Here is a 21301-nt window from a genome sequence, read left to right on the forward strand (position 1 = left end):
CATATGGCAGGCGTAAACAAAGTAATTTTGGTGGGAAATGTAGGAAAAGACCCAGACATTATCACCTTTGAGAGTGGCAAAAAGGCAACTTTTTCACTAGCAACTTCTGAAAAATACAGAGACAAAGAGGGAAAATCGACAGAAAAAACTGAGTGGCATAATATCGTTTTCTGGGGTCCTGTTGTAGATGTTATTGAGAAATATGTAAAAAAAGGCAAACAAGTATATGTAGAGGGTAAATTATCAAGTCGTTCTTATGAAAAGGATGGACAGACTCGTTATATTACTGAAGTAGTAGGACAAAATCTTACTTTATTAGGAGGTTCTATGGGTGGTGGAGGACATACAGAACACCACAACCAGAGTAATAGTACGGATGAAACGCCCTACATTCCTTCTACCATAGAAAGTAGCCCAAGTGATGATTTACCTTTCTAAACATACATAAAGCATTGGCAAATCCAATGCTTTTTTATTGAAACCAAAACCTATGAATAACCAAACAAATTCTCATAATCTACTTACTTCAGAACCTAATAAATATTCACTTGAAAATCTTAAAAGTGAAGAAATGATCATCAATTTGGGGCCTCAACACCCCTCTACACATGGTGTTTTAAGATTGGAAGTAATTACAGATGGAGAGATTGTGGTAGATGTTGTACCTCATATTGGTTATTTACACAGATGTTTTGAAAAACACGCAGAGTCGTTGCCATATAATCAGATTTTACCTTATGTGGATAGAATGGATTATATAGCTGCTATGAATTCTGAGCATGCTTTTGCCATGGGTGTTGAAAGAATGTTAGGTATTGAAAAAGAGATTCCTAAAAGAGTTGAATATATCAGAGTTTTAGTAGCTGAACTCAATAGATTAGCTTCTCATTTTGTAGCTTTGGGTGCTTATGCCATTGATATTGGAGCATTTACACCATTTTTATGGATGATGCGGGATAGAGAGCATATTTTAAGACTTCTGGAGTGGACTTGTGGAGCAAGAATGCTCTATAATTATATTTGGGTTGGTGGGCTTTTTTACGATATACCTATTGGTTTTGAAGACCGTTGTAAAGAATTTGTAGAGTATGTCATTCCTAAACTTAGAGAAACAGAACAGTTAGTTTTAGAAAATAAGATTTTTACACAACGTACTGCTAATATAGGCATATTGCCTATGGAAGTAGCTATTAATTATGGAGTAACAGGTCCTATGCTCAGAGCTTCTGGCTTAAAATACGACTTGAGAAGAGTGGATGGCTATTCTGTTTATCCAGAGTTAGATTTTGATATTCCTATTGGTAAAGGAGAAATAGGCACTTTGGGCGATTGTTGGGATAGAACATGGGTTCGGATGCAAGAATGTTACGAATCCATCAAAATCATTCATCAGTGTATAGAAAAACTACAAAAAGAACATAAAAGAGATATAGAGTTTGATCCACAGGCAGTTGTTCCAAAAAAAATACGCCCACAAGCAATGGATTTCTATATCCGAGCTGAAAATCCCAAAGGTGAATTAGGCTTCTTTTTTAGGGCTGATGGCAAATCGGATATTCCTTTTCGTTGTAAAGCCAGAAGTGCTTCTTTTTGTAATTTATCCGTTTTATCTGCTCTGAGTAAAGGAATTATGTTAGCAGATTTAATTGCTATTGTAGGTTCTTTGGATTTGGTATTAGGTGAAGTAGATAGATAAAAATTATAAAAAAATTGTGAATTTTTGAGATTTTTTGCATCTTAAATGAAAACTATTATACAATTTGAAAAAATATATCTATTTCATTCTCATGATTTTTGTATTAGGAGCTTGTAATTTTTTACAAACTACGCCTAAATATGCAAGAAAAGGTATTATAGATTTATCCAAAGATTCTATTGAAAATGTAGCCTTAAATGGAGAATACTTTTTTGATTGGAATCAGGTACAACTCCCTTTCCAAATTAAGAATTCGAATAATTTTCTTAATATTCCTGATGAGTGGAATAAATATGGTTATCCACCACAAGGCTTTGCTACTTATGGTTTAATCATTCAGTTACCTCCATCTACTCACAATTTATCTCTTAAATTACCAAATATAGCCACAGCTTATAATTTATGGATAAATAACAATTTATATTATAGCATGGGGAAACTTGCCACAAACCCTGAAAAATCTGTAGCAAGTTATCAAAATACTATCATCTCTATTCCTGACAGTTTATTACAGCAAAAAACCTTGCAAATCACCTTGCAAATCAGTAATTATGAACACTTCAGAGGTGGTATTTACAACCCTATTTATTTGGGTAAAACAGATATTTTAAAAGCACAGAAAGAGTATGTCCAAGACTTCGAGTTATTTACTATTGGAACTCTCGCATTTATGCTAATTTTTCATTTAATTTTATTTCTTTTTTTATCTAAAAAATATAATACAGAATCTTTATACTTAGTTTTATTATGTACTGTCATTATCATACGAGCTCTAATTATTAATGTAGGCTCTCAATATTGGTTTGTATTATTTCCTAATAGTAGTTTTGACTTTTTAATTTACTTAGAGTTTCAAGTAGCTTATAGTGTACCTCTGTTAATAGTAAGTTTTACAAATGCTTTGTTACCTAATATTTTATCAAAAAAAGTATTAAAAATTGCTAATATTCTTGGTTATGTCCTGATTTTATCTGCTTTATTACCTACTTCTACTTATTTATACTCTCTTCCTTTTCTTAATTTATTCTCTCTATTAGCTTATTTTATAGAGTTTTATTGTTGCATTATTGCTATCAAAAAAGGGATAAAAGAAGCTTATATAATTTTTGGAGCTTTTGCTTGTTCTTTTATATTTACTATGCTTGAAATTGCACATCATTCGGGATGGCTTCATTTGGTCTATGCAAATCTTTCTGCTTTAGGCATGATTATTTTTCTGTTTTTACAATCTTTTGTCATTTCTTTTCGTATCTCACAAGCTTTCGAAAGAGCTTCTTATTTAAGTAAAAATTTAGAACAAGAAGTCGAAAAACGATTACAAGAACTTGAAATCAAAAATCAACAAATTGAGAAAGTAAATGAAAACATGATGGATAGTATTAGATATGCACAACGCATTCAAAATGCTACTTTACCAAGTGATAGGATTCTTAGTAAAAATTTAAGAGAATATTTTGTATTTTATCAACCAAGAGACATTGTAAGTGGCGATTTTTATTGGTTTCAAAATAGAGGAGATGATGTTTATGTAGCCCTTGCAGATTGTACAGGACATGGCGTTCCAGGAGCTATTATGTCCGTAATGGGTAGTATAAGCCTTGATTATGCTTTTTTTAGAGAAGATTATAACGATGTATCTAATCTCCTTGCCTCATTTGATCGGGAATTAGTGAAGCTCCTCAATAAAAATATAAATCCTCATGAAGAGCCTACTCAAGACGGAATTGTCATTGCTTTATGCAAAATTAATCTCAAAAGTAAAGAACTCTTTTATACAGCAGCCAATAGCCCTATTATTATCGTTAGAGAAGGTGTATTGATAGAGTTAAACCCTGACAGATATATTATTGGAGGAAACGTAGTAGAGTTTAAGCGTTTTACCAGTCAAAAAATGGACTTAAAGACTGGAGACATGATTTATCTTTTTTCTGATGGTTATTATGATCAATTTGGAGGGGATAAAAAGAAAAAGTACGGTACTCGGAAATTTAAAGAGTTTTTGCTACAACTTTCTACATTTCCTATATCAGAACAAAAAATAAATATCGAAACTGAGTTTGTTAATTGGAAAGGACGCTATGGGCAAATAGATGATGTACTTGTAATGGGTATAAAAATCACATAAACAAAAAACTCTTGCTATGAACAAGAGCTTTTTTAGGTGTTCTATTTTATTTTAACATTTCCATATTTTGCTGTAACCTGAACTTTTGTATTTGTATTTCTACCGTATGTTCCTTTATAATAGGCTGAAGAGTTTTCAACTGTTTTATTCTGAATTGAGAATTTTTCTTTTTCTCCAACCAAAGAGCCATATTTCAAGTTCAATTCAAACTGGCAACCAGCATCTTCATTAAAGTCAAGGCTACAATCACTATAACGAGCATCTATTGTAATATTTTGGCATCTCTTTTCTATTCCTTCTATTTTAAATGAACTATTGTAGGAGCCCTTCATATTCATAGATTTACCTAAATTTTTAATAATAAACTTACCCGCATAATCTGTCTCACCTTCTATTTGCTCTACACTCTCTATTTCTAAATTACCATAAGCATTATCTACATTCAGTGAATTTACTTTTCCTACTTCTGTATTAGAATAAGAATTTTTGAGTTTTATGTTACCAGCTTGTTCCAAATCCAAGTTACCATAAGCTACATATATACTGCCTTCTTCTATGTAAGCAACCTGAGCATTTCCATATTTTACCTGTACAGCTTTTTCACTACTTCCTGTCAACTTTTCGGCTTTAATATTTCCATAAGATGTGTGTAGTGTTGTTTTGGATGAACAATTACCTACATAAGTATTGCCGTATTTGTTATAGACCTCCAATGGTGTTGTAGCTGGCATATCAATGGTATAATTGATTTCAAAAGATGTTCTACCTCCCCAAGACCATCCACTCATATTAGATAGAAGGGTTTCAAATGCTATCAAATTACCTGATTGTGTAGTAGTTACAGATATTTTATCTAAGATTTCATCTGCTCTCTCCTTAGATGAAGCTTTTGCTATCATTTCAACTTTTACATTGATTTGGTTACTACTATTTGTATTGATATGTACTTTTCCATAAGAATTTGTGATTTTCAAATTCATTCCACTTGCCGAATAACTTTTCTGTATAGTCTTTCGAGCTTCTTGGTCTTGAGCTTGTACTTGCAATGCAACTACCATGCTCAAAATAAAGGCGATTTTATATAATAACTTCTTCATTTTTGTTTTCTTTTTGAGGTTTTGAATACTTTTCTAAAATTTCAATCTGTCTTTCTAAGATTTCGATTCGGAGCTTGAGATTCTGAATCATAGCGTTCGTAACTTGTTCGTGGTTGGGGTTTTTATAAAAATCGATTTTTAACTGTTGATAAGTAGAGTCTAAAGCCCGAAAGTCTTTCTCAAATTCTCCTAAATTTTCAGGATTTAGTTTTTTTAACTCTTCTTTTTTCTGTTGAATCATAGAAGTGTAATACACTTCTACTTCTGCCAATTCAGGATTTACTTTTTTCAAATCCATTTGTGCAACGTTTATTTGTGTTTCCTCATTGGGATTCATGTATTTGAATACTCCATAGCCTGCAAAAAGAAGTACAAATACGGCGGCAGCTCTCCATAAACTTTTATGACTAATTGTAACACTACCTCCTTGTTTTTGAGTATTTCCGAGCATTACAGGAGCTTTTTCTTCTGTTTTCTCTATTTTTTCGTCCAATTTTTGCTCGATTTTTGCCCACAAAGCATCTTCATTGTTCCACTCAAAAGAATCTTGTATGTTGTCTTTGTGGTTTTTTAGATATTTTTCTAACTCGTCCATAACCTTCGTATTTATAAATTTTCTAAAATTTCTTTTAATTTTGCTTTTGCTCTATTCAACTGCGATTTTGATGTTGATTCAGTAATATTTAATACCTCTGCAATTTGTTTGTGACTATATTCTTCTATGAGGTATAATGTCAACACTGTTCTAAATCCGTCTGGTAATAATTGTATAGCTTGATGTATTTTATTCAGTTTTTCTGATTCTGTTTCGGCTTGTTCTTGTTCTTTATCACTATCATCTCTAAAATCATGTTTTTCTATATCCTGAAACTCTAAACGTCTTTTTTTGAGTAAATTTAAAGACTTATTAATCACTATTCTTTTTAACCAAGAGCCAAAAGTCGAATCTCCTTTAAAGGTATCTATCTTTTGAAAAGCATCTAAAAATGAATCTTGTAGTACATCTTCTGCTTCACCCTGATTGTTCAAAATTCTCATAGCTACTCCAAACATTGCCTTTGCATACAGTTTGTAGAGCTCATACTGAGCTTTTCGGCTTCCTGTTCTACACTCTTCAACCAAGTGTTTATGAATATCTATATATTCTGTATTCAAGGTGCTTGTTGTTTGATTTCATACTAATGACAGACCTTTATTAAAAAGGTTGCATAAATTTCCTAAAAAATATTTTAATCAGTAAAGTATCATACAAAATAATTTATAAAACATTAATTTATAACATATTAAAACTTGCAAATAAAAAACAAAACCATTTTACTATTTGGCTGTTATTGTACTAAAACCTTTTTTATGACAACAAAACAACCTATCCATATTTTTTGGTTTCGCAGAGATTTACGTTTACATGACAATATTGGTTTGTTTAATGCCTTGACAAGTACAAATCCAGTTTTACCCATTTTTATTTTTGATAAAAATATTCTTGATGCCTTAGAAGACAAAGAAGATAGACGCATTGCTTTCATTCATCAGGCTTTGATAGAAATACAAAAAGACTTATTGCCTTTGGGAAGCTCTTTAGAGGTATTTTATAGTACACCTTTAGAAGCATTTAAAACTCTAATAGAAAAATATCACATCAAAGCTGTTTTCACAAACCACGATTACGAGCCTTATGCCAAACAACGAGATACAGAAATTCAAAACTTTTTAGATTCAAAAGGAATTATATTTCAAACATTTAAAGATCAGTGCATTTTTGAAAAACAAGAAGTTTTGAGTAATACAGGTACTCCTTACACAGTTTTTACGCCTTATAGCAAAAAATGGAAGAGCTTGGTTACTTCTCACCATGTTCAGTCTTATGATGTAGAAAGTAATTTTGGAAATTTTTTCAAAACTGAAGAACTTTCTATACCCAGTATAACCGAAATGGGTTTTAAATCACTCAAACAAGATTTTCCAAGTAAAATAGTTCGAGAAGAAATTTTACAGAATTATGCTGAAAAAAGGAACTTCCCTGCCATTGAAGGTACATCGAGATTGAGTGTACATCTCCGTTTTGGGACAATCAGTATCAGAGAATTGGCTCGAAAAGCTCAAAGCCTGAATGAATCGTTTCTAAATGAACTGATTTGGCGAGATTTTTATATGATGATTTTGTGGAATTTTCCTCATGCTGCCACCAATGCCTTCAGGGCTGAATATGAAAATATTGAATGGCGAAATAACAAAGAAGAATTTGAAAAATGGTGCAACGGACAAACAGGCTACCCTATTGTAGATGCAGGTATGCGAGAACTCAACGAAACAGGTTTCATGCACAATCGTGTACGTATGATTGTAGCCAGCTTCCTGACTAAGCATTTACTCATTGATTGGCGTTGGGGTGAAACTTATTTTGCTAAAAAACTCCTTGATTTTGATTTGTCTGCCAACAATGGTGGCTGGCAGTGGGCAAGTAGCTCTGGCTGTGATGCAGCTCCTTATTTCAGAATATTTAACCCTACTGAACAAACCAAAAAATTTGACCCTCAGCTTACTTATATCAAGCGTTGGGTCAAAGAATTGAGTGATTTTTCATACCCAAAACCCATTGTAGAGCATACTTTTGCAAGACAAAGAGCATTGGATACTTATAAAAAAGGTTTGGAGAAAAGTAAGAATTAAGCTAGTCTCCTATTTCCATATAAAGCGATTCTTCTTCTTTGTCATCAACATAAACTCGTAGTCTATAAATACCTTCTTTAGGAAAATTTACTTTCAATATTGATTGGTGAGCATAAACAGCTTGTTTTTTAAACAGAGAAAATGGATTTTGTCTATCACTATTGTCTATGATTTTTTCTCCTGTGGCGTCATTTTCTAAAGTAATATAAAATTTATGCACTTGATTTAAACTATAATTTTGAAATCGTATATATGCTATAAATTTTACCGTTGAACCTACTGCATTTGCACTAAACCCTGTAAAAACGTTATTTATTTGAGTATTTCCTCTTTCATTTTCTTTTACTTCACTACACAAAACAACGGAACAACTTCCTTTACTTTGTCCAAAACTTAAATCATTGATTAATAAAATGATCGCTCCAAGTAAAAATATTTTTTTCATAATGTATTTGGTTTATTTTCTTCAAAATAATACCAAAATTCTAATTTGTCATTCCTATATTTAATGAAAGCCTTCTCTAAATTTATGAAAGTATAGTTTTTGAGTTTAAATTATTTTTACTCTAGATTTTTCATTTTATTTAACATTTGTAGCTCTTTTTTAAGAAATCTAAATAGTAAGAAAGCAAAAACACTTAAAAATATTGTTCCACTAATTAAAACATATAAATAGAACCCAGAAGAAAGGTATTTCTTGAATATGGGTAAAAGTATTATAAAACCTATTACATAAGTGATGTAAATTATTGGAGTAAAAATAATATGTACTTGTTTTCTCCATGTATAAAACACATCCATTTGTCTGCTAAACTCATCTACAGTTTGATGTAACCTTATTTTCTTAAGTTTTTGAGAGCTTATCCACTCCAAAAACACCCTTATAATCAATGAGCCTATCATGAGAGATAAACCCAAGCCCATCATGCCTATTTGATGAGCTGAAACCCAAACAAAATACCAAACTAATATACAAGCTGTCAGTGATAAAATAATTATTGTAGATATATGATTTATTTTAACTTTTTGCAGTTTGGATTCTGCTTTTTTAATAATATCTGAAGCATCTTTTATATTTTTTTCTTCATTTTGTTTATTCCAAAGGTTTTGTAAATTATCAAACGTTTCCATGTACACAATTTGTTAAAGTGTTCTTAATTCTATGAATTTTTACACGAAGATTTTCTTCTGTAATACCCATAATATCAGCAATTTGAGAATATTCTACTCCTTCTAAAACCATTAAAATAATGGCTTTTTCTTTTTCTTGAAGTTTATGGATACAAACATACATCTGTTGTAATTTTTCTTCCTCTTCCGAAGAGTATGCTTCATGAGCTATATGAGGCATTTTTTCGGTTTTTACTTCTTTTTTGGTAGATTGTTTTCGCAGATGAAGCAAACAAGTATTTACTGATATTCGGTATATCCAAGTACTCACATTTGCTTCACCTCGAAAAGAGTCCAAATATTCCCAAACTTTGATAAATACATCTTGTGTAATATCCGAAGCAAGTTCTTCATTACCATTCATATAGCCCTTACATAACCGAAAGACTTTTGAATAATGTTGGTTGAATATTTCGTTAAAAAGTTCTTGTTTATTCACTTTGCTATAAAATTTCTTTCAGTTTTTTCATAAACCATTCAGGTTGGTCATACATTACAAAATGTGCTGCATTTTCTGCATAATGTATTTTTACTGAGGGTAATTTTTCATATTGAGTATTGTATGTTTTCTGAACTGTTGCCAAATCAGGGCTTGTAGCTGCAAGTATTGTAACAGGAACAGATATTTTAGCAATATCTTCTCTCAAATCGAGGTTTAACATATCTACATAACTATAAATGTATGTTTTCCTATCTATCATGTTCATCCAGTTTGTAATTATAGGCTGTTTTTCTTTATTTTTACACATAAAGCCTATCATTTGTTTGTTCATGTTTTCAAAAGCCGTTTTATCCATTTCTATCATCATTTTATTACGAGGGTTATCATAAGGTATTTTTTCACCTTTGTAATTGGGTATCATCAGGGCTGCTGAACAAGGCAGAGCATCTACAAGAATCAATTGTTTGAACATTTCTTTTTCTAAAGAAGCAAGCCACAAACTAAGCGTTCCACCTAAGCTATGCCCTACAAGTGTAGGTTTTTTAAGTTTTTTTGTTTTCACATACTGAATTACTTCATCTTTAATGGTAGAGAACCAAGGTGTTTCGATAGCTGGAACACCTCCAAAGCCTGCAAAAGTAAAAATATGACATTCGTTTGTCTTAGAAAGTTCGGCAACAGTTTCATTCCAAAGTTCGCCAGAACAACCAAAACCTGCAAATAATAAAATGGGGGTTCCTTTTCCTTTTACAGTTACTTGAAAAGAAGTTTGAGCATTTGTTTTTAGAACAAGGGAAACCAAAATGAGAGCGAAAGCCAAAAATCTGTTTTTCATAAAAAATGATGTTTTAGTTAAATTTTCTCTTTGGATACATCACTTTCTATATTGTTACAGATTTTTTTTAAAATTTTTAATTTTTTTTTAATAAAGCATAAAAAAAGCTGTTCATTTTACCAGAACAGCTTTTTTATTAATTATTTTTTAATTGATCAACCTTTTCAAAACATTCTTGAGCTTTTTCTTCCTCATGATAAATGTGTTTATAAATGATCCCCAGTGTATTCCAGCCATCAATGTAGTTTTCATCCAGTTCTACTGCTTTTTTTACACATTCAAAAGCTTTTTCATTATCTTTATGGTACTTTCCATAAGCAATTCCGATATTATGCCAAGCTTTTGCATTTTTATCATTTACCTTCAAAACTCTCTGAAAACAATCGATACATTCTTCTCCTTCATTGTAAGTATTATATAATACTCCTAAATTGATAAGAGCTATTTCATAATTTGGATTTATTTCCAAAGATTTTTTGTAGTAGCTCAAGGCTGTCTCCAAATTATCAAATTGTGTTTCCTGAATGAAACCCATATTATTCCACGAAGTATATGCGTTTTTATCAAGTTCTGTACTTGTTTTATAATACAACAAAGCTCTCACATAATCTCTTTTATATATCTCAAAGATATAACCCATTCTATGCCACACATAAGAGTCTTCAGAAGTTATGGCGATACATTGGTCATAGGTTTCTATGGCTTCTTCCCAATTTCCATTATCGAAGTAAGCATCTGCAAGTTCTACCAAATCGCTGTATTTGGCATCTTGATGTTCTACTTTTTCTTTTGCTTTTGTTATTCTTTCTTGTTTATCCATAAGTTTAATTTTTATGTTACAACTTTATAAAAGCAAGTATATAAAAACTTTTATTTCTTCTCTTTAGATTATGAGCGTATGCAAAAATTATTGAGTATATATTTTATCTAAAAAAAATACTATAAAAAACATAGATAACTACAATTTTCAATACAAAAAGATATTTTATCTTTATTTTTTATAAAAAACAGTATAAAATATCTAAAATGTATTTATTTTTGCGACAAAGTTTTATACCTATGTTTATAATTCAGGTCGCAAATAGTAGTCATCTAGATTTTGCTGAAAGAATTTGTCAAGAAATTGAAAATTCAGCAAAAATCAGGGGAACAGGTATTGCCAAGCGTTCTCCCGATTACATCCAACAAAAAATGTTGGAAGGTAAGGCTGTGATTGCCCTTACCGAAGACAACCAATGGGCAGGGTTTTGTTATATCGAAACATGGCAAAATGAAGAGTATGTAGCCAATTCTGGTCTAATTGTAAACCCTGCTTACCGACAACATGGGCTTGCCCGAAGGATTAAGTTTCAAATTTTTGAACTCTCTCGTAGCAAATACCCACATGCTAAAATTTTTGGACTTACCACAGGACTCGCTGTGATGAAAATAAATTCGGAGCTTGGTTATGAGCCTGTTACCTACTCAGAACTCACTCATGACGAGAAGTTTTGGAACGGTTGTAAAAGCTGTGTGAATTATGAGATTCTAAAAAGTAAAGATTTTAAAAATTGCCTCTGCACAGCCATGTTATATGATGCTCAAGAAAAATTAAAACAACAAGAAAATGCAAAAAGAGAAGATTATATTAGCTTATAGTGGTGGCTTGGATACCACTTATTGTGCTGTTTATCTGAGTAATATATACGAAGTTCATGCCGTTACCATCAATACTGGAGCTTTTTCTGATAAAGAAATAGAAATATTAGAAGAAAGGGCTAAGACTTGTGGAGTCGCTTCTTATGTTTGTATGGATGTTCGTAAAGCATATTATGAAGAGTGTATCAAGTTTCTTGTATATGGCAATGTACTCAAAAATGGTGTTTACCCTCTCAGTGTGAGTGCAGAAAGAATTATTCAGGCGAAAAGTATTGCTGAATATGCAAAAAAACTAAATATCAATATCATTGCTCATGGAAGTACAGGGGCAGGCAACGACCAAGTAAGATTTGACATGATTTTTACGCATGTACTCCCACAAGTAAAAATCATCACGCCTATCAGAGATAATAAACTTAGCAGAGAAGAAGAAATAGTTTTTTTAAATTCCAATGGAATAGATTACGCTCCTGAAAAAGCTACTTATAGCATTAATAAAGGTATTTGGGGAACATCTGTAGGTGGAAAAGAAACCCTTAACTCTTTTCAAAATCTGCCTGAACATGCATGGCCTACCCCTGTTACAGCTTCAGAACCTCAGAATATTAACCTTTATTTTGAAGAAGGTGAGCTTTTAAAAGTAAATGATATTCATTTTGGGCATCCAATAGAAGCTATTGAATATCTACAAAATATCGCCCAGCCATATGGCATTGGTAGGAATATCCATGTGGGTGATACGATTATAGGAATCAAAGGAAGAGTTGGTTTTGAGGCTGCTGCCCCCGAACTGATTATCAAATCTCATCATTTGCTTGAAAAACACACACTTACCAAATGGCAACTTTTTTGGAAAGATCAATTGGCAAACTGGTATGGCAACTGGCTACATGAAGGGCAAATGCTAGACCCTACCATGCGTGATATTGAAGCTTTTCTAAAAAACACTCAAAAAACGGTAACAGGAAGTGTTTATATTACTTTGTACCCATACAGATACACCCTCAATGGCATTGAAAGCAAACACGATTTGATGTCTGCCAAATTTGGTACTTATGGAGAAATGAATAATGCTTGGACAGGCAATGATGTGAAAGGTTTCACCAAAATATTTGGAAATCAGACTTCTATTTTTCATCAGGTAAATGCTTTTACTGAACATGAACAAAATTAGAATTGGAATTGTAGGCGGGGCAGGCTATACAGCAGGCGAATTACTGAGAGTATTGGTATTTCACCCTTTTGTAGAAATTGTATTTGTTCACAGTAAAAGCAATGCAGGTAAGTTTATTTATGAAGTTCATGATGATTTATTGGGAGATACCCAGCTCTCGTTTAGTTCAGAATATCATACTGATATTGATGTAGTATTTTTATGTGTATCGCATGGTGAAGCCAAAAATATCATAGAGGTTTTTAAACACACAAAAATCATTGATTTAAGCCACGACCACAGGCTAAAATCGTCAAATCATCAATTTGTGTATGGTTTACCTGAACTCCAAAAAGAGACTATCAAACAGGCTCAGTATATTGCAAATCCTGGTTGTTTTGCTACTGCCATTCAGTTGGCTCTTTTACCTTTGGCAGAAAAACAGCTTTTAAAAACTGATATTCAGGTATTTTGCACAACTGGCTCAACAGGGGCAGGACAATCACTGTCAGAAACCTCTCATTTTAGCTGGAGACAAAACAATCTATCTGTTTATAAGGCTTTTACACACCAGCATTTAGCAGAAATTGAGCAGAGTGTACAACAGTTACAAAATACATTTGAGCATGAAATTCAGATAATACCTCAAAGAGGAGCTTTTACAAGAGGAATTATGGCTTGTCTGACAATGAATTTAGAACTTGAGCTTGAAGAAATTCAAAACATCTATATACAAAAATATCAAGATGAACCTTTTGTGTGGGTATCTCAAAAAAATATACATCTCAAGCAGGTTGTCAATACCAACAAATGCTTGTTGTATATAGAAAAACACGAAAACAACTTAATGATTATCAGCATTATAGACAATTTATTAAAGGGAGCATCTGGGCAAGCAGTACAAAACATGAATCTGATGTTTGGCTTAGATGAAACCACAGGTTTAAAATTAAAATCAACAGCTTTTTAAAAATATGGAAAATTCTGCAACAGCTACCGAAACTACTATGCAAATGTTTGATGTTTATCATCTTTTTGACATAGACATTACAAAAGCCTCAGGTTCTACACTTTGGGACAGCAAGGGGAAAGAATATCTGGATTTATATGGAGGACATGCCGTTATTTCTGTGGGACATAGCCACCCAGAGTATGTTCAGGCTATTACGAAACAGTTACAAAGTGTTAGTTTTTATTCTAACTCTATCTATATCAAGCAACAAGAAGAACTTGCTCAAAAATTAGGAAGACTTTCTGGCTACAACGATTACCAACTGTTTTTGTGTAATTCTGGTGCAGAAGCCAATGAAAATGCTTTCAAATTGGCTTCATTCCACACAGGCAAAAAGAAAGTAATTGCCTTTACAAAAAGTTTTCATGGGCGTACTTCACTGGCAGTAGCTGCTACTGATAACCCTCAAATTGTAGCTCCTATCAATCAGAATGAGCATATTATATTTTTACCTTTGAATGACATTTTCTCTTTTGATCATGCTTTTTCGGACGATGTGGCTTGTGTAATCATTGAAGGCATACAAGGTGTTGCAGGTGTTTATGCTCCTACTATTCCTTTTTTGCAACACATCGAAAAAGCTTGTAAAGCCAAAAATATTCCTCTGATTTTGGATGAAGTACAATCTGGTTATGGGCGTACAGGTAAGTTTTTTGCCCATCAAAGAGCTGGTATCAAACCTGATATCATCACGATTGCTAAAGGTATGGGCAATGGATTTCCTGTGGCAGGTGTGATGATAGCTCCACATATCAAAGCCAAAAAAGAAATGTTAGGAACTACTTTTGGTGGCAATTATTTGGCTTGTGCTGCTGCCATTGCTGTTTTGGATATTATTGAAAAAGAAAATCTGATTGCCAACGCCCAAGAAAAAGGGAAATATTTAGTTTCCAAACTACAAGATATTTCTAAAGTAAAAGAAATCAGGGGTTTGGGTTTGATGATAGGAATTGAATTATATGAGCCTTGTGCTGAAGTCCGAAGGGCATTGCTTGAAAAACACCATATTTTTGTGGGTTCTTCAAGCAATAAGAATACGATTCGTATTTTGCCTTCTTTGGCTATCACCGAAATTCAAATCAATCAATTTATTGACGCATTCAAATCTGTTATTACTTAAAATGAAACAATTTACTTCTGTAAAAGATATTCCTGACCCCAAAGGGTTAGTACAAGACGCAATCAAACTGAAAAATAATCATAGATTTTCTGATTTAGGTAAAAATAAAACGATTGGGCTTCTTTTTTTTAACCCAAGCCTACGAACTCGTATGAGTACCCAAAAAGCTGCTCAAAATTTAGGAATGAACCATATTGTTCTCAATGTTGGGCAAGACGGCTGGGCGTTGGAGTTTGAGGAAGGAGCTATTATGAATGGAACAACTGTAGAGCATATCAAAGATGCTGCCCCTGTGATGGGCTTGTATTGTGATATACTGGCTATCAGATGTTTTCCAAATTTAAAAAATAGAGAAGAAGATTACTCTGAGAAAATTTTACAGCAATTTATCAAATATTGCAATATACCTGTAATCAGCTTAGAGTCAGCAACTTTGCATCCATTACAAAGTCTTGCAGATATGATAACCATTCAGGAGCATCAAAAACAAAATGCTCCCAAAATAGTACTGACATGGGCTCCACATATCAAGCCCATTCCTCAGGCTGTTGCCAATTCGTTTGCAGAATGGGCTGTGGGTTGTGGTCATCACCTAACCATCACACATCCAAAAGGTTATGAACTTTCTGAGGATTTCACACAAGGGGCTACTATTGAGCATAATCAGGAAAAAGCTCTTGAAAATGCAGATTTTGTATATGTGAAAAACTGGTCTTCGTATCAAGACTACGGAAAAATTCTAGATGTCCAAGAAAACTGGCTTTTAGATCATCAGAAAATGAGTGTAACACATGACGCTAAAATTATGCACTGCCTGCCTGTACGCAGAAATGTAGAACTATCTGATGAATTGCTGGATAGCGAAAATTCTTTGGTTCTAAAGCAAGCAGAAAACAGGATTTATGCAGCTCAAATAGTCTTACAAAAAATTTTAGAAACCAATTTTTAGATTATGCAAAAGTTACACATCATCAAAATTGGCGGAAATGTGGTGGATAATCCCAAAGTTCTAGAAAAATTCATAGAAGATTTCTCTGCTGTTACCTCACCCAAAATATTGGTACACGGTGGAGGCAAATTAGCTACCGAATTAGCTGAAAAATTGGGCATTCCACAAACTATGGTAGAAGGCAGAAGAATTACAGATTTTGAAACGCTCAAAATTACGACAATGGTTTATGCAGGCTTGATAAACAAGCAGTTGGTAGCTCAATTACAAGCCAAAGGCATACAAGCATTGGGACTGAGTGGAGCAGACAACAACCTAATTTTGAGTGAAAAACGAAACCATTCTTCCATCAATTTTGGGTTCGTAGGAGATATTAAAAGTATAAACACTTCTTTTTTAAGCAGTTTGCTGTCTCAAAATATTGTTCCTGTTATTTGCTCTATCACCCACGATGGCAATGGGGTGTTACTCAATACCAATGCTGATACCATTGCCACAGAATTGGCTATTGCCCTTTCAAACCTTTATAAAGTACATTTGAGTTTCTGTTTTGAGAAAAAGGGAGTTCTGACAGACATTGCAGACGAAGAATCTTACATTCCCCAAATCGAAAAAACGGTTTACCAGCATTTGAAATCTGAGAAAGTCATTTCGGATGGAATGCTCCCAAAACTTGAAAATGCTTTTCAGGCTATTGAAAAGGGAGTTTCTAAAGTCCTGATTTACCATGCAAAATATCTCCATACATTAGAAAACGATTTTATAGGCACAGAACTTTATGGATAATCTAAAAACCATCTTAAAACAAGAAAGTATTGAATTACTCAAAGAGCTTATCGCTATTGAATCTTTTAGCAAAACCGAAGACAAAACGGCTGATGCCATAGAATCGTTTTTTAAAGCCAAATCAATCCCTACAGAAAGGCTCATGAATAATGTTTGGGTTAAAAACAAGTTTTTTGATGCCCAAAAGCCTACTATTTTACTCAATTCGCACCACGACACTGTAAAACCCAATAAACAATATACCCGAAATCCTTTTAGTCCTGATGTTGAAAATGGTATTTTGTATGGTTTGGGTAGCAATGATGCTGGTGGAGCTTTGGTTTCTTTAGCTGCCTGTTTTTTGTATTTCTACGATAAGCCTTTGGCTTTCAACCTTATTTATGCTGCTACTGCCGAAGAAGAAATTTCTGGAAAAAATGGTGTTGAGATAGTTTTGCCTCATCTTCCTGAAATTTATTTTGGAATTGTAGGCGAACCCACCCAAATGCATATTGCTGTTGCAGAAAAAGGTCTTTTTGTGATAGATTGTGTGGCTCATGGCAAATCGGGGCATGCAGCCCGTGAAGAAGGCGAAAACTCTATTTACAAAGCTTTTAAAGATATTGACTGGTTTAGAACCTATCAATTTCCTGAAAAATCCGATTTTTTGGGAAATGTAAAAATGTCTGTAACCATGATTCAGGCGGGTTTACAACACAATATTGTCCCTGAAACCTGTCAGTTTACAGTTGATATTCGTACCACAGATAAATACGACAATCAGGCTGTTTTAGAGGTGATTAAGCAACATATTTCTTGTGAGGTTATTCCTCGTTCTTTGAGGCTCAACCCCTCTTTTGTACCTCTCTCGCATCCACTTGTGGCTTGTGGTATCAAAATAAATAGAGAAACATATGCTTCACCTACCACCTCAGACCAAGCCCTGATGTCATTTGATACCTTCAAAATGGGACCTGGGGACTCTGCAAGGTCACATACTGCCAACGAATTTATTTATCTACACGAAATTGAAACAGGCATAGACATTTATATACAACTCCTTGAATCTTTTAATCAGACACTCTTATGAAACTTTGGCAACATACATACAGCCCGCAATCTGAAATAGATACACTCATTGAAAATTTTACCATCGGACAAGACCCCATTTGGGACATATATCTTGCCAAAGCAGATGTACAAGGCTCACTAGCTCATGCAAATATGCTTTATAGCATTGGTTTGCTAACTGCCCAAGAGTGGCAAGATGCTCAAGAAGGCTTGTATAGCATTTTAGAAAGCATAGAAAATGGCTCTTTTACAATAGAAAATGGCATAGAAGATGTTCATTCTCAGATAGAATGGATGCTTACAGAACTCAAAGGAGAAGTTGGCAAGAAAATCCATGCAGGGCGTTCGAGAAACGACCAGTCGTTATTGGATATAAAACTCTTTATAAAATCTGAAATTCAGGATATTACAAAAAAAATAGAATCTTTATTTCTCCAATTGATTGGATTAAGCGACAAACATCAACACGATTTACTCCCCGGTTATACACATTTTCAGTTGGCTATGCCTTCTTCGTTTGGGCTTTGGTTTGGAGCGTATGCCGAAAGCCTCTCTGACGATTTGGAGCTACTTTTAGCAGCCTACAATATGGCAAACAAGAACCCTTTGGGTTCTGGGGCAGGTTATGGCTCTTCTTTCCCTTTGGATAGAGAGCAGACTACCGAACTGCTCGACTTTGCATCTCTCAATTACAATGTAGTTTATGCCCAAATGACTCGTGGAAAAGTCGAAAAAACTACAGCAATGGCTCTTTCGGGTGTTGCTGCCACACTTTCCAAATTTTCGATGGATGTGTGTTTGTACATGAATCAGAATTTTGGATTTATCAGTTTTCCTAAGAAATTCACGACAGGTAGTAGCATTATGCCCCACAAGAAAAACCCTGATATTTTTGAACTGATTAGAGCCAAATGCAACAGAATACAAGCTTTACCCAACGAACTGACGTTACTCACCAATAATCTGCCTTCAGGTTACCACAGAGATATGCAGCTCACCAAAGAATGCCTGTTTCCTGCACTGATGAGTCTAAAAAGCTGTCTGGATATACTCATGTTGGCTTTGGAGCATATCATCATCAAGAAAGATATTTTGGATGATGAAAAGTACCTATACTTATTTACCGTAGAAGAAGTAAACAGATTGGTACTTTCGGGCATTCCGTTTAGAGATGCGTATCATTTGGTTTCTCAACAAGTTGAAAACAAGAGCTTTGCATTCAGAAAACTCTCGTTAAATCATACACATCAGGGAAGTATCGGGAATTTATGTAATGAAGAAATCAAAAAGGCTTTTTTCGAAAAACTAAAAGCATTTGGCTAATCTTCTGAAAGATAATAAGATGTTTCATCTTTGATGATATTCATGACGATATTGCTGTGGTATTGTCCGATATTTGGGATATTCGATAACTTATTGACAACAAAGTCGTTGTATGCCTCGATATCGGTGGTTGCCACCTTCAAAACATAATCGTAAACACCTGAAAGACTGATAATTTCTTGTATTTCTGGTATTTTGACAGCATCCTGTTCAAATTTCTCAAGTTTTTCTTTGGATTGCTCTTTTAAAATGATGTTGCAGTAAGCAAACAACTTGATTCCCACCTTTTTAGGGTCAAGTATCACCGTTCTTTTCTTGATGACTCCCGTTTCCTCTAAGTATTTGATGCGTTCGTAGGTGGGTGTGTACGACAACCCAACCAATTGAGCGACTTCTTTAACAGGAACAGTACAGTCTTTTTGTAAAATATTAAGAATTTTAGCGTCTATTTTATCCATAAACAAAGCATACTAAGCGTTTTGTGGTTTTATAGAACAAATATACACGAAAAATCAAGTAAAATGGAATTTATTGTGAAACAACGTTACGTTCTTGTTTTTCTTCAAAATTGGAGAAGGTTGAGGACATAACTATTATTTTCCTGTTGGAGTAGTTTTTAACATCTCTATAATTTTAACAGAATCATTATCAGCTTCTTGATTAGAATAACCTGTTGGTTGAGCAGTAAAGATAGACTGTGTTGCACTCAATAGTACAGCATTTTTTGTTTGTACATCATCTCCAGCTCCTTTTACAAATGTTTCAAAAGTTTTTAAAGAATTATGTTTATGTCTATTTACAATATGATTATGTACATGAGCTTTATAGTTCTTTGTTATCAAAGATAAAGCATAAAATAAACCACTTGTGATGATAATTTTAGATACAGTGTATTGAAATATTTTAGATGTATCATTATTTTCTGGATTAATAAAAAATGCTCCTACACCCCAACCTATAATTATTAATATCATTCCTTTCAGCCAGTTTAACCATAATTTTGAAGATTTGTCATGATTTTCTGCTTCTGTTTTAAACAAATCTGCATATACAGCTACCCCAACTTGTGAACTTGCTTGAGTAGCTTTATCTAGTATTTCTTTTATTTTTTGTTCTACTTCCTGTTCTCTCAATATTAAATCATCATATACTTTTTGAATATCATTGAGTTTTGCTTGTAATTCTAATTCGTCAAGTTTTTTAAAATATGTGATTATGGGTAAAACTGTATTAAATAAATCTTTATAACCTGATTGTAAAGTATTAGATATATTTCTTCTATTTTGAGTAATATTGCTAGAGTTCTTTTCAACAGAAAAAGTCAGCATATGATTAAATGCTGAGTGAATAGAGTTAATGGAATCATTTATTTTACTAATTGTTTCTTTAGGAATTTTGTTTATTTCACATTCGAGTAAATCCTTAGATATCTTTACTGCAGACTCCATAAGTGGATAATCAGCTTCAAAAGAGAGTTCTGTACCCAAATCTGTTCTTTTAAAATTTTCAGGTATAAAACTTGCTACTTCTGTTACTAAGTGGCTTAGAGCATTTGACATATTTTGTAAAATTTAAGTTCCCCCAATTTACAAACAAAAAAACTTCCACGCATCAGGGAATCCCTGATTTTCAGGGTGTGTAAGAAAAAGCATCAGATTGCATTTTCAAGCTTTCTATTTTGCATATAAGAAGCAAAATTGTTATTTTTAGCTACTTTTAGCAGTGTAAGATTTTTACTTTTTTGAAAGAAATGGAGTTTCAAGAACGCTTGTGTCGTATGGCAGATGCCCGTAACACCTACCGATATGCCTTCGATGTGATAATGGAGAAGGGGTATAAGATTTTCTTCATCCCTGACCCACGAGATGAGTTTGATGGCGATTATTGGGCAATGAAAGACAAACGAGATTTTATAGCCTCCGACCCACTCAGGCTATTAGGGCTTATCAGTATTTGGGAGGAGTTTGGCGATACTTGGTACACCCAACCCAAACGCCCTTTGCGAAGTAATGCCTACATCATGGATAGAGCCTTGCCCGATACCGTAGAAGATTTTGAGCAGATGTCCCAAACAGATTTTGAATCGTTTATCTCTGATTATCAAATACTTTTTGAAGCTTTGGGCAAAGATTATCCTTTACACTCAAACATGACAAGGCAAGCCTTGTTCGATATTCTCGAAGATTTTTATAAATGGGAAGAGGAAGAATAATCTTTAGAAGTTGTTTAAAAACA

The 21301-nt window shown here is 33.5% G+C and carries 22 protein-coding genes and 1 pseudogene; 13 read left to right on the forward strand and 10 right to left on the reverse strand.

The features are described 5' to 3' along the window. Positions 1 to 3: 3 nt before the first annotated feature. The 3 genes from AD998_19820 (at position 4) to AD998_19830 (ending at position 3821) form a co-directional block, all read left to right on the forward strand. A complete protein-coding gene (locus tag AD998_19820) occupies positions 4 to 438 on the forward strand; it encodes a single-stranded DNA-binding protein (protein KOY84682.1) in 435 nt (144 codons plus the stop codon). Positions 439 to 490: 52 nt separating this feature from the next. Beyond that, positions 491 to 1696, forward strand: a complete 1206-nt coding sequence (locus AD998_19825) for an NADH dehydrogenase (GenBank protein KOY84683.1) — start codon at positions 491 to 493, stop codon at positions 1694 to 1696. Positions 1697 to 1787: 91 nt separating this feature from the next. Further along, positions 1788 to 3821, forward strand: coding sequence for a hypothetical protein (locus tag AD998_19830; protein KOY84684.1), 2034 nt, complete (start codon positions 1788 to 1790; stop codon positions 3819 to 3821). A gap of 41 nt (positions 3822 to 3862) precedes the next feature. Here AD998_19830 and AD998_19835 read toward each other — a convergent pair whose 3' ends face one another. The 3 genes and pseudogenes from AD998_19835 to AD998_19845 form a co-directional block, all read right to left on the reverse strand. Continuing rightward, positions 3863 to 4918 (reverse strand): hypothetical protein, encoded by a 1056-nt coding sequence (locus AD998_19835; protein ID KOY84685.1) that lies wholly within the window; start codon positions 4916 to 4918, stop codon positions 3863 to 3865. Next, a pseudogene (locus AD998_19840) lies at positions 4899 to 5210 on the reverse strand (hypothetical protein). The gene AD998_19835 and the pseudogene AD998_19840 overlap by 20 nt, the downstream one beginning before the upstream one ends. 314 nt (positions 5211 to 5524) lie before the next feature. Then, on the reverse strand, positions 5525 to 6073 hold the full coding sequence (locus AD998_19845; GenBank protein KOY84686.1) for a hypothetical protein: 549 nt from the start codon (positions 6071 to 6073) through the stop codon (positions 5525 to 5527). A gap of 195 nt (positions 6074 to 6268) precedes the next feature. Here AD998_19845 and AD998_19850 point away from each other — a divergent pair, with 195 nt between their 5' ends. After that, the gene (locus tag AD998_19850; protein ID KOY84687.1) at positions 6269 to 7588 is read left to right on the forward strand and encodes a deoxyribodipyrimidine photolyase; all 1320 of its coding nucleotides are present in this window, start codon (positions 6269 to 6271) and stop codon (positions 7586 to 7588) included. A gap of 1 nt (position 7589) precedes the next feature. Here AD998_19850 and AD998_19855 read toward each other — a convergent pair whose 3' ends face one another. From AD998_19855 to AD998_19875, 5 genes are all read right to left on the reverse strand, one after another. After that, positions 7590 to 8033, reverse strand: a complete 444-nt coding sequence (locus AD998_19855; protein KOY84688.1) for a hypothetical protein — start codon at positions 8031 to 8033, stop codon at positions 7590 to 7592. 116 nt (positions 8034 to 8149) lie between these two features. Further along, complete coding sequence (locus AD998_19860) at positions 8150 to 8719, reverse strand: hypothetical protein (GenBank protein KOY84689.1); 570 nt, start codon at positions 8717 to 8719, stop codon at positions 8150 to 8152. After that, positions 8706 to 9197, reverse strand: a complete 492-nt coding sequence (locus AD998_19865; protein KOY84690.1) for an RNA polymerase subunit sigma — start codon at positions 9195 to 9197, stop codon at positions 8706 to 8708. The genes AD998_19860 and AD998_19865 overlap by 14 nt, the downstream gene beginning before the upstream one ends. 4 nt (positions 9198 to 9201) lie before the next feature. Beyond that, positions 9202 to 10035: an alpha/beta hydrolase gene (locus AD998_19870; protein ID KOY84691.1), complete on the reverse strand. Its 834-nt coding sequence runs from the start codon at positions 10033 to 10035 to the stop codon at positions 9202 to 9204. 136 nt (positions 10036 to 10171) lie between these two features. Continuing rightward, on the reverse strand, positions 10172 to 10855 hold the full coding sequence (locus AD998_19875) for a hypothetical protein (GenBank protein ID KOY84692.1): 684 nt from the start codon (positions 10853 to 10855) through the stop codon (positions 10172 to 10174). 239 nt (positions 10856 to 11094) lie between these two features. Here AD998_19875 and AD998_19880 point away from each other — a divergent pair, with 239 nt between their 5' ends. From AD998_19880 to AD998_19915, 8 genes are read left to right on the forward strand one after another with little or no spacing between them, the layout of a single operon-like run. Next, the gene (locus tag AD998_19880) at positions 11095 to 11673 is read left to right on the forward strand and encodes an acetyltransferase (GenBank protein KOY84745.1); all 579 of its coding nucleotides are present in this window, start codon (positions 11095 to 11097) and stop codon (positions 11671 to 11673) included. Then, on the forward strand, positions 11642 to 12847 hold the full coding sequence (locus AD998_19885; GenBank protein KOY84693.1) for an argininosuccinate synthase: 1206 nt from the start codon (positions 11642 to 11644) through the stop codon (positions 12845 to 12847). The genes AD998_19880 and AD998_19885 overlap by 32 nt, the downstream gene beginning before the upstream one ends. Beyond that, the gene (locus tag AD998_19890; protein ID KOY84694.1) at positions 12834 to 13796 is read left to right on the forward strand and encodes an N-acetyl-gamma-glutamyl-phosphate reductase; all 963 of its coding nucleotides are present in this window, start codon (positions 12834 to 12836) and stop codon (positions 13794 to 13796) included. The genes AD998_19885 and AD998_19890 overlap by 14 nt, the downstream gene beginning before the upstream one ends. Positions 13797 to 13833: 37 nt before the next feature. Beyond that, positions 13834 to 14958 carry an acetylornithine aminotransferase gene (locus tag AD998_19895; protein KOY84746.1) on the forward strand — a complete coding sequence of 375 codons (1125 nt, stop codon included), beginning with the start codon at positions 13834 to 13836 and terminating at the stop codon, positions 14956 to 14958. A 1-nt stretch (position 14959) separates the two neighbouring features. Beyond that, positions 14960 to 15907: an acetylornithine carbamoyltransferase gene (locus tag AD998_19900; GenBank protein ID KOY84695.1), complete on the forward strand. Its 948-nt coding sequence runs from the start codon at positions 14960 to 14962 to the stop codon at positions 15905 to 15907. 3 nt (positions 15908 to 15910) lie between these two features. After that, complete coding sequence (locus AD998_19905) at positions 15911 to 16693, forward strand: acetylglutamate kinase (GenBank protein ID KOY84696.1); 783 nt, start codon at positions 15911 to 15913, stop codon at positions 16691 to 16693. Beyond that, positions 16686 to 17762, forward strand: a complete 1077-nt coding sequence (locus AD998_19910) for an acetylornithine deacetylase (protein KOY84697.1) — start codon at positions 16686 to 16688, stop codon at positions 17760 to 17762. The genes AD998_19905 and AD998_19910 overlap by 8 nt, the downstream gene beginning before the upstream one ends. Further along, entirely contained in the window at positions 17759 to 19066 is a 1308-nt protein-coding gene (locus tag AD998_19915) for an argininosuccinate lyase (GenBank protein ID KOY84698.1), read from the forward strand. Before AD998_19910 ends, AD998_19915 begins: the two co-directional genes overlap by 4 nt. On the opposite strand, the gene AD998_19920 is transcribed toward AD998_19915, so the two are convergent. Both AD998_19920 and AD998_19925 read right to left on the reverse strand, forming a co-directional pair. Then, positions 19063 to 19524 carry an AsnC family transcriptional regulator gene (locus AD998_19920; GenBank protein KOY84699.1) on the reverse strand — a complete coding sequence of 154 codons (462 nt, stop codon included), beginning with the start codon at positions 19522 to 19524 and terminating at the stop codon, positions 19063 to 19065. The genes AD998_19915 and AD998_19920 overlap by 4 nt on opposite strands. Before the next feature lie 135 nt (positions 19525 to 19659). Next, entirely contained in the window at positions 19660 to 20625 is a 966-nt protein-coding gene (locus tag AD998_19925) for a hypothetical protein (protein KOY84700.1), read from the reverse strand. Positions 20626 to 20888: 263 nt separating this feature from the next. On the opposite strand from AD998_19925, the gene AD998_19930 reads away from it, so the two are divergent. Then, on the forward strand, positions 20889 to 21278 hold the full coding sequence (locus tag AD998_19930; protein KOY84701.1) for a hypothetical protein: 390 nt from the start codon (positions 20889 to 20891) through the stop codon (positions 21276 to 21278). The last annotated feature ends 23 nt before the right edge of the window (positions 21279 to 21301 follow it).

It is taken from the genome of bacterium 336/3 (genome assembly GCA_001281695.1).
Classification (GTDB): Bacteria; Bacteroidota; Bacteroidia; order Cytophagales; family Thermonemataceae; genus Raineya.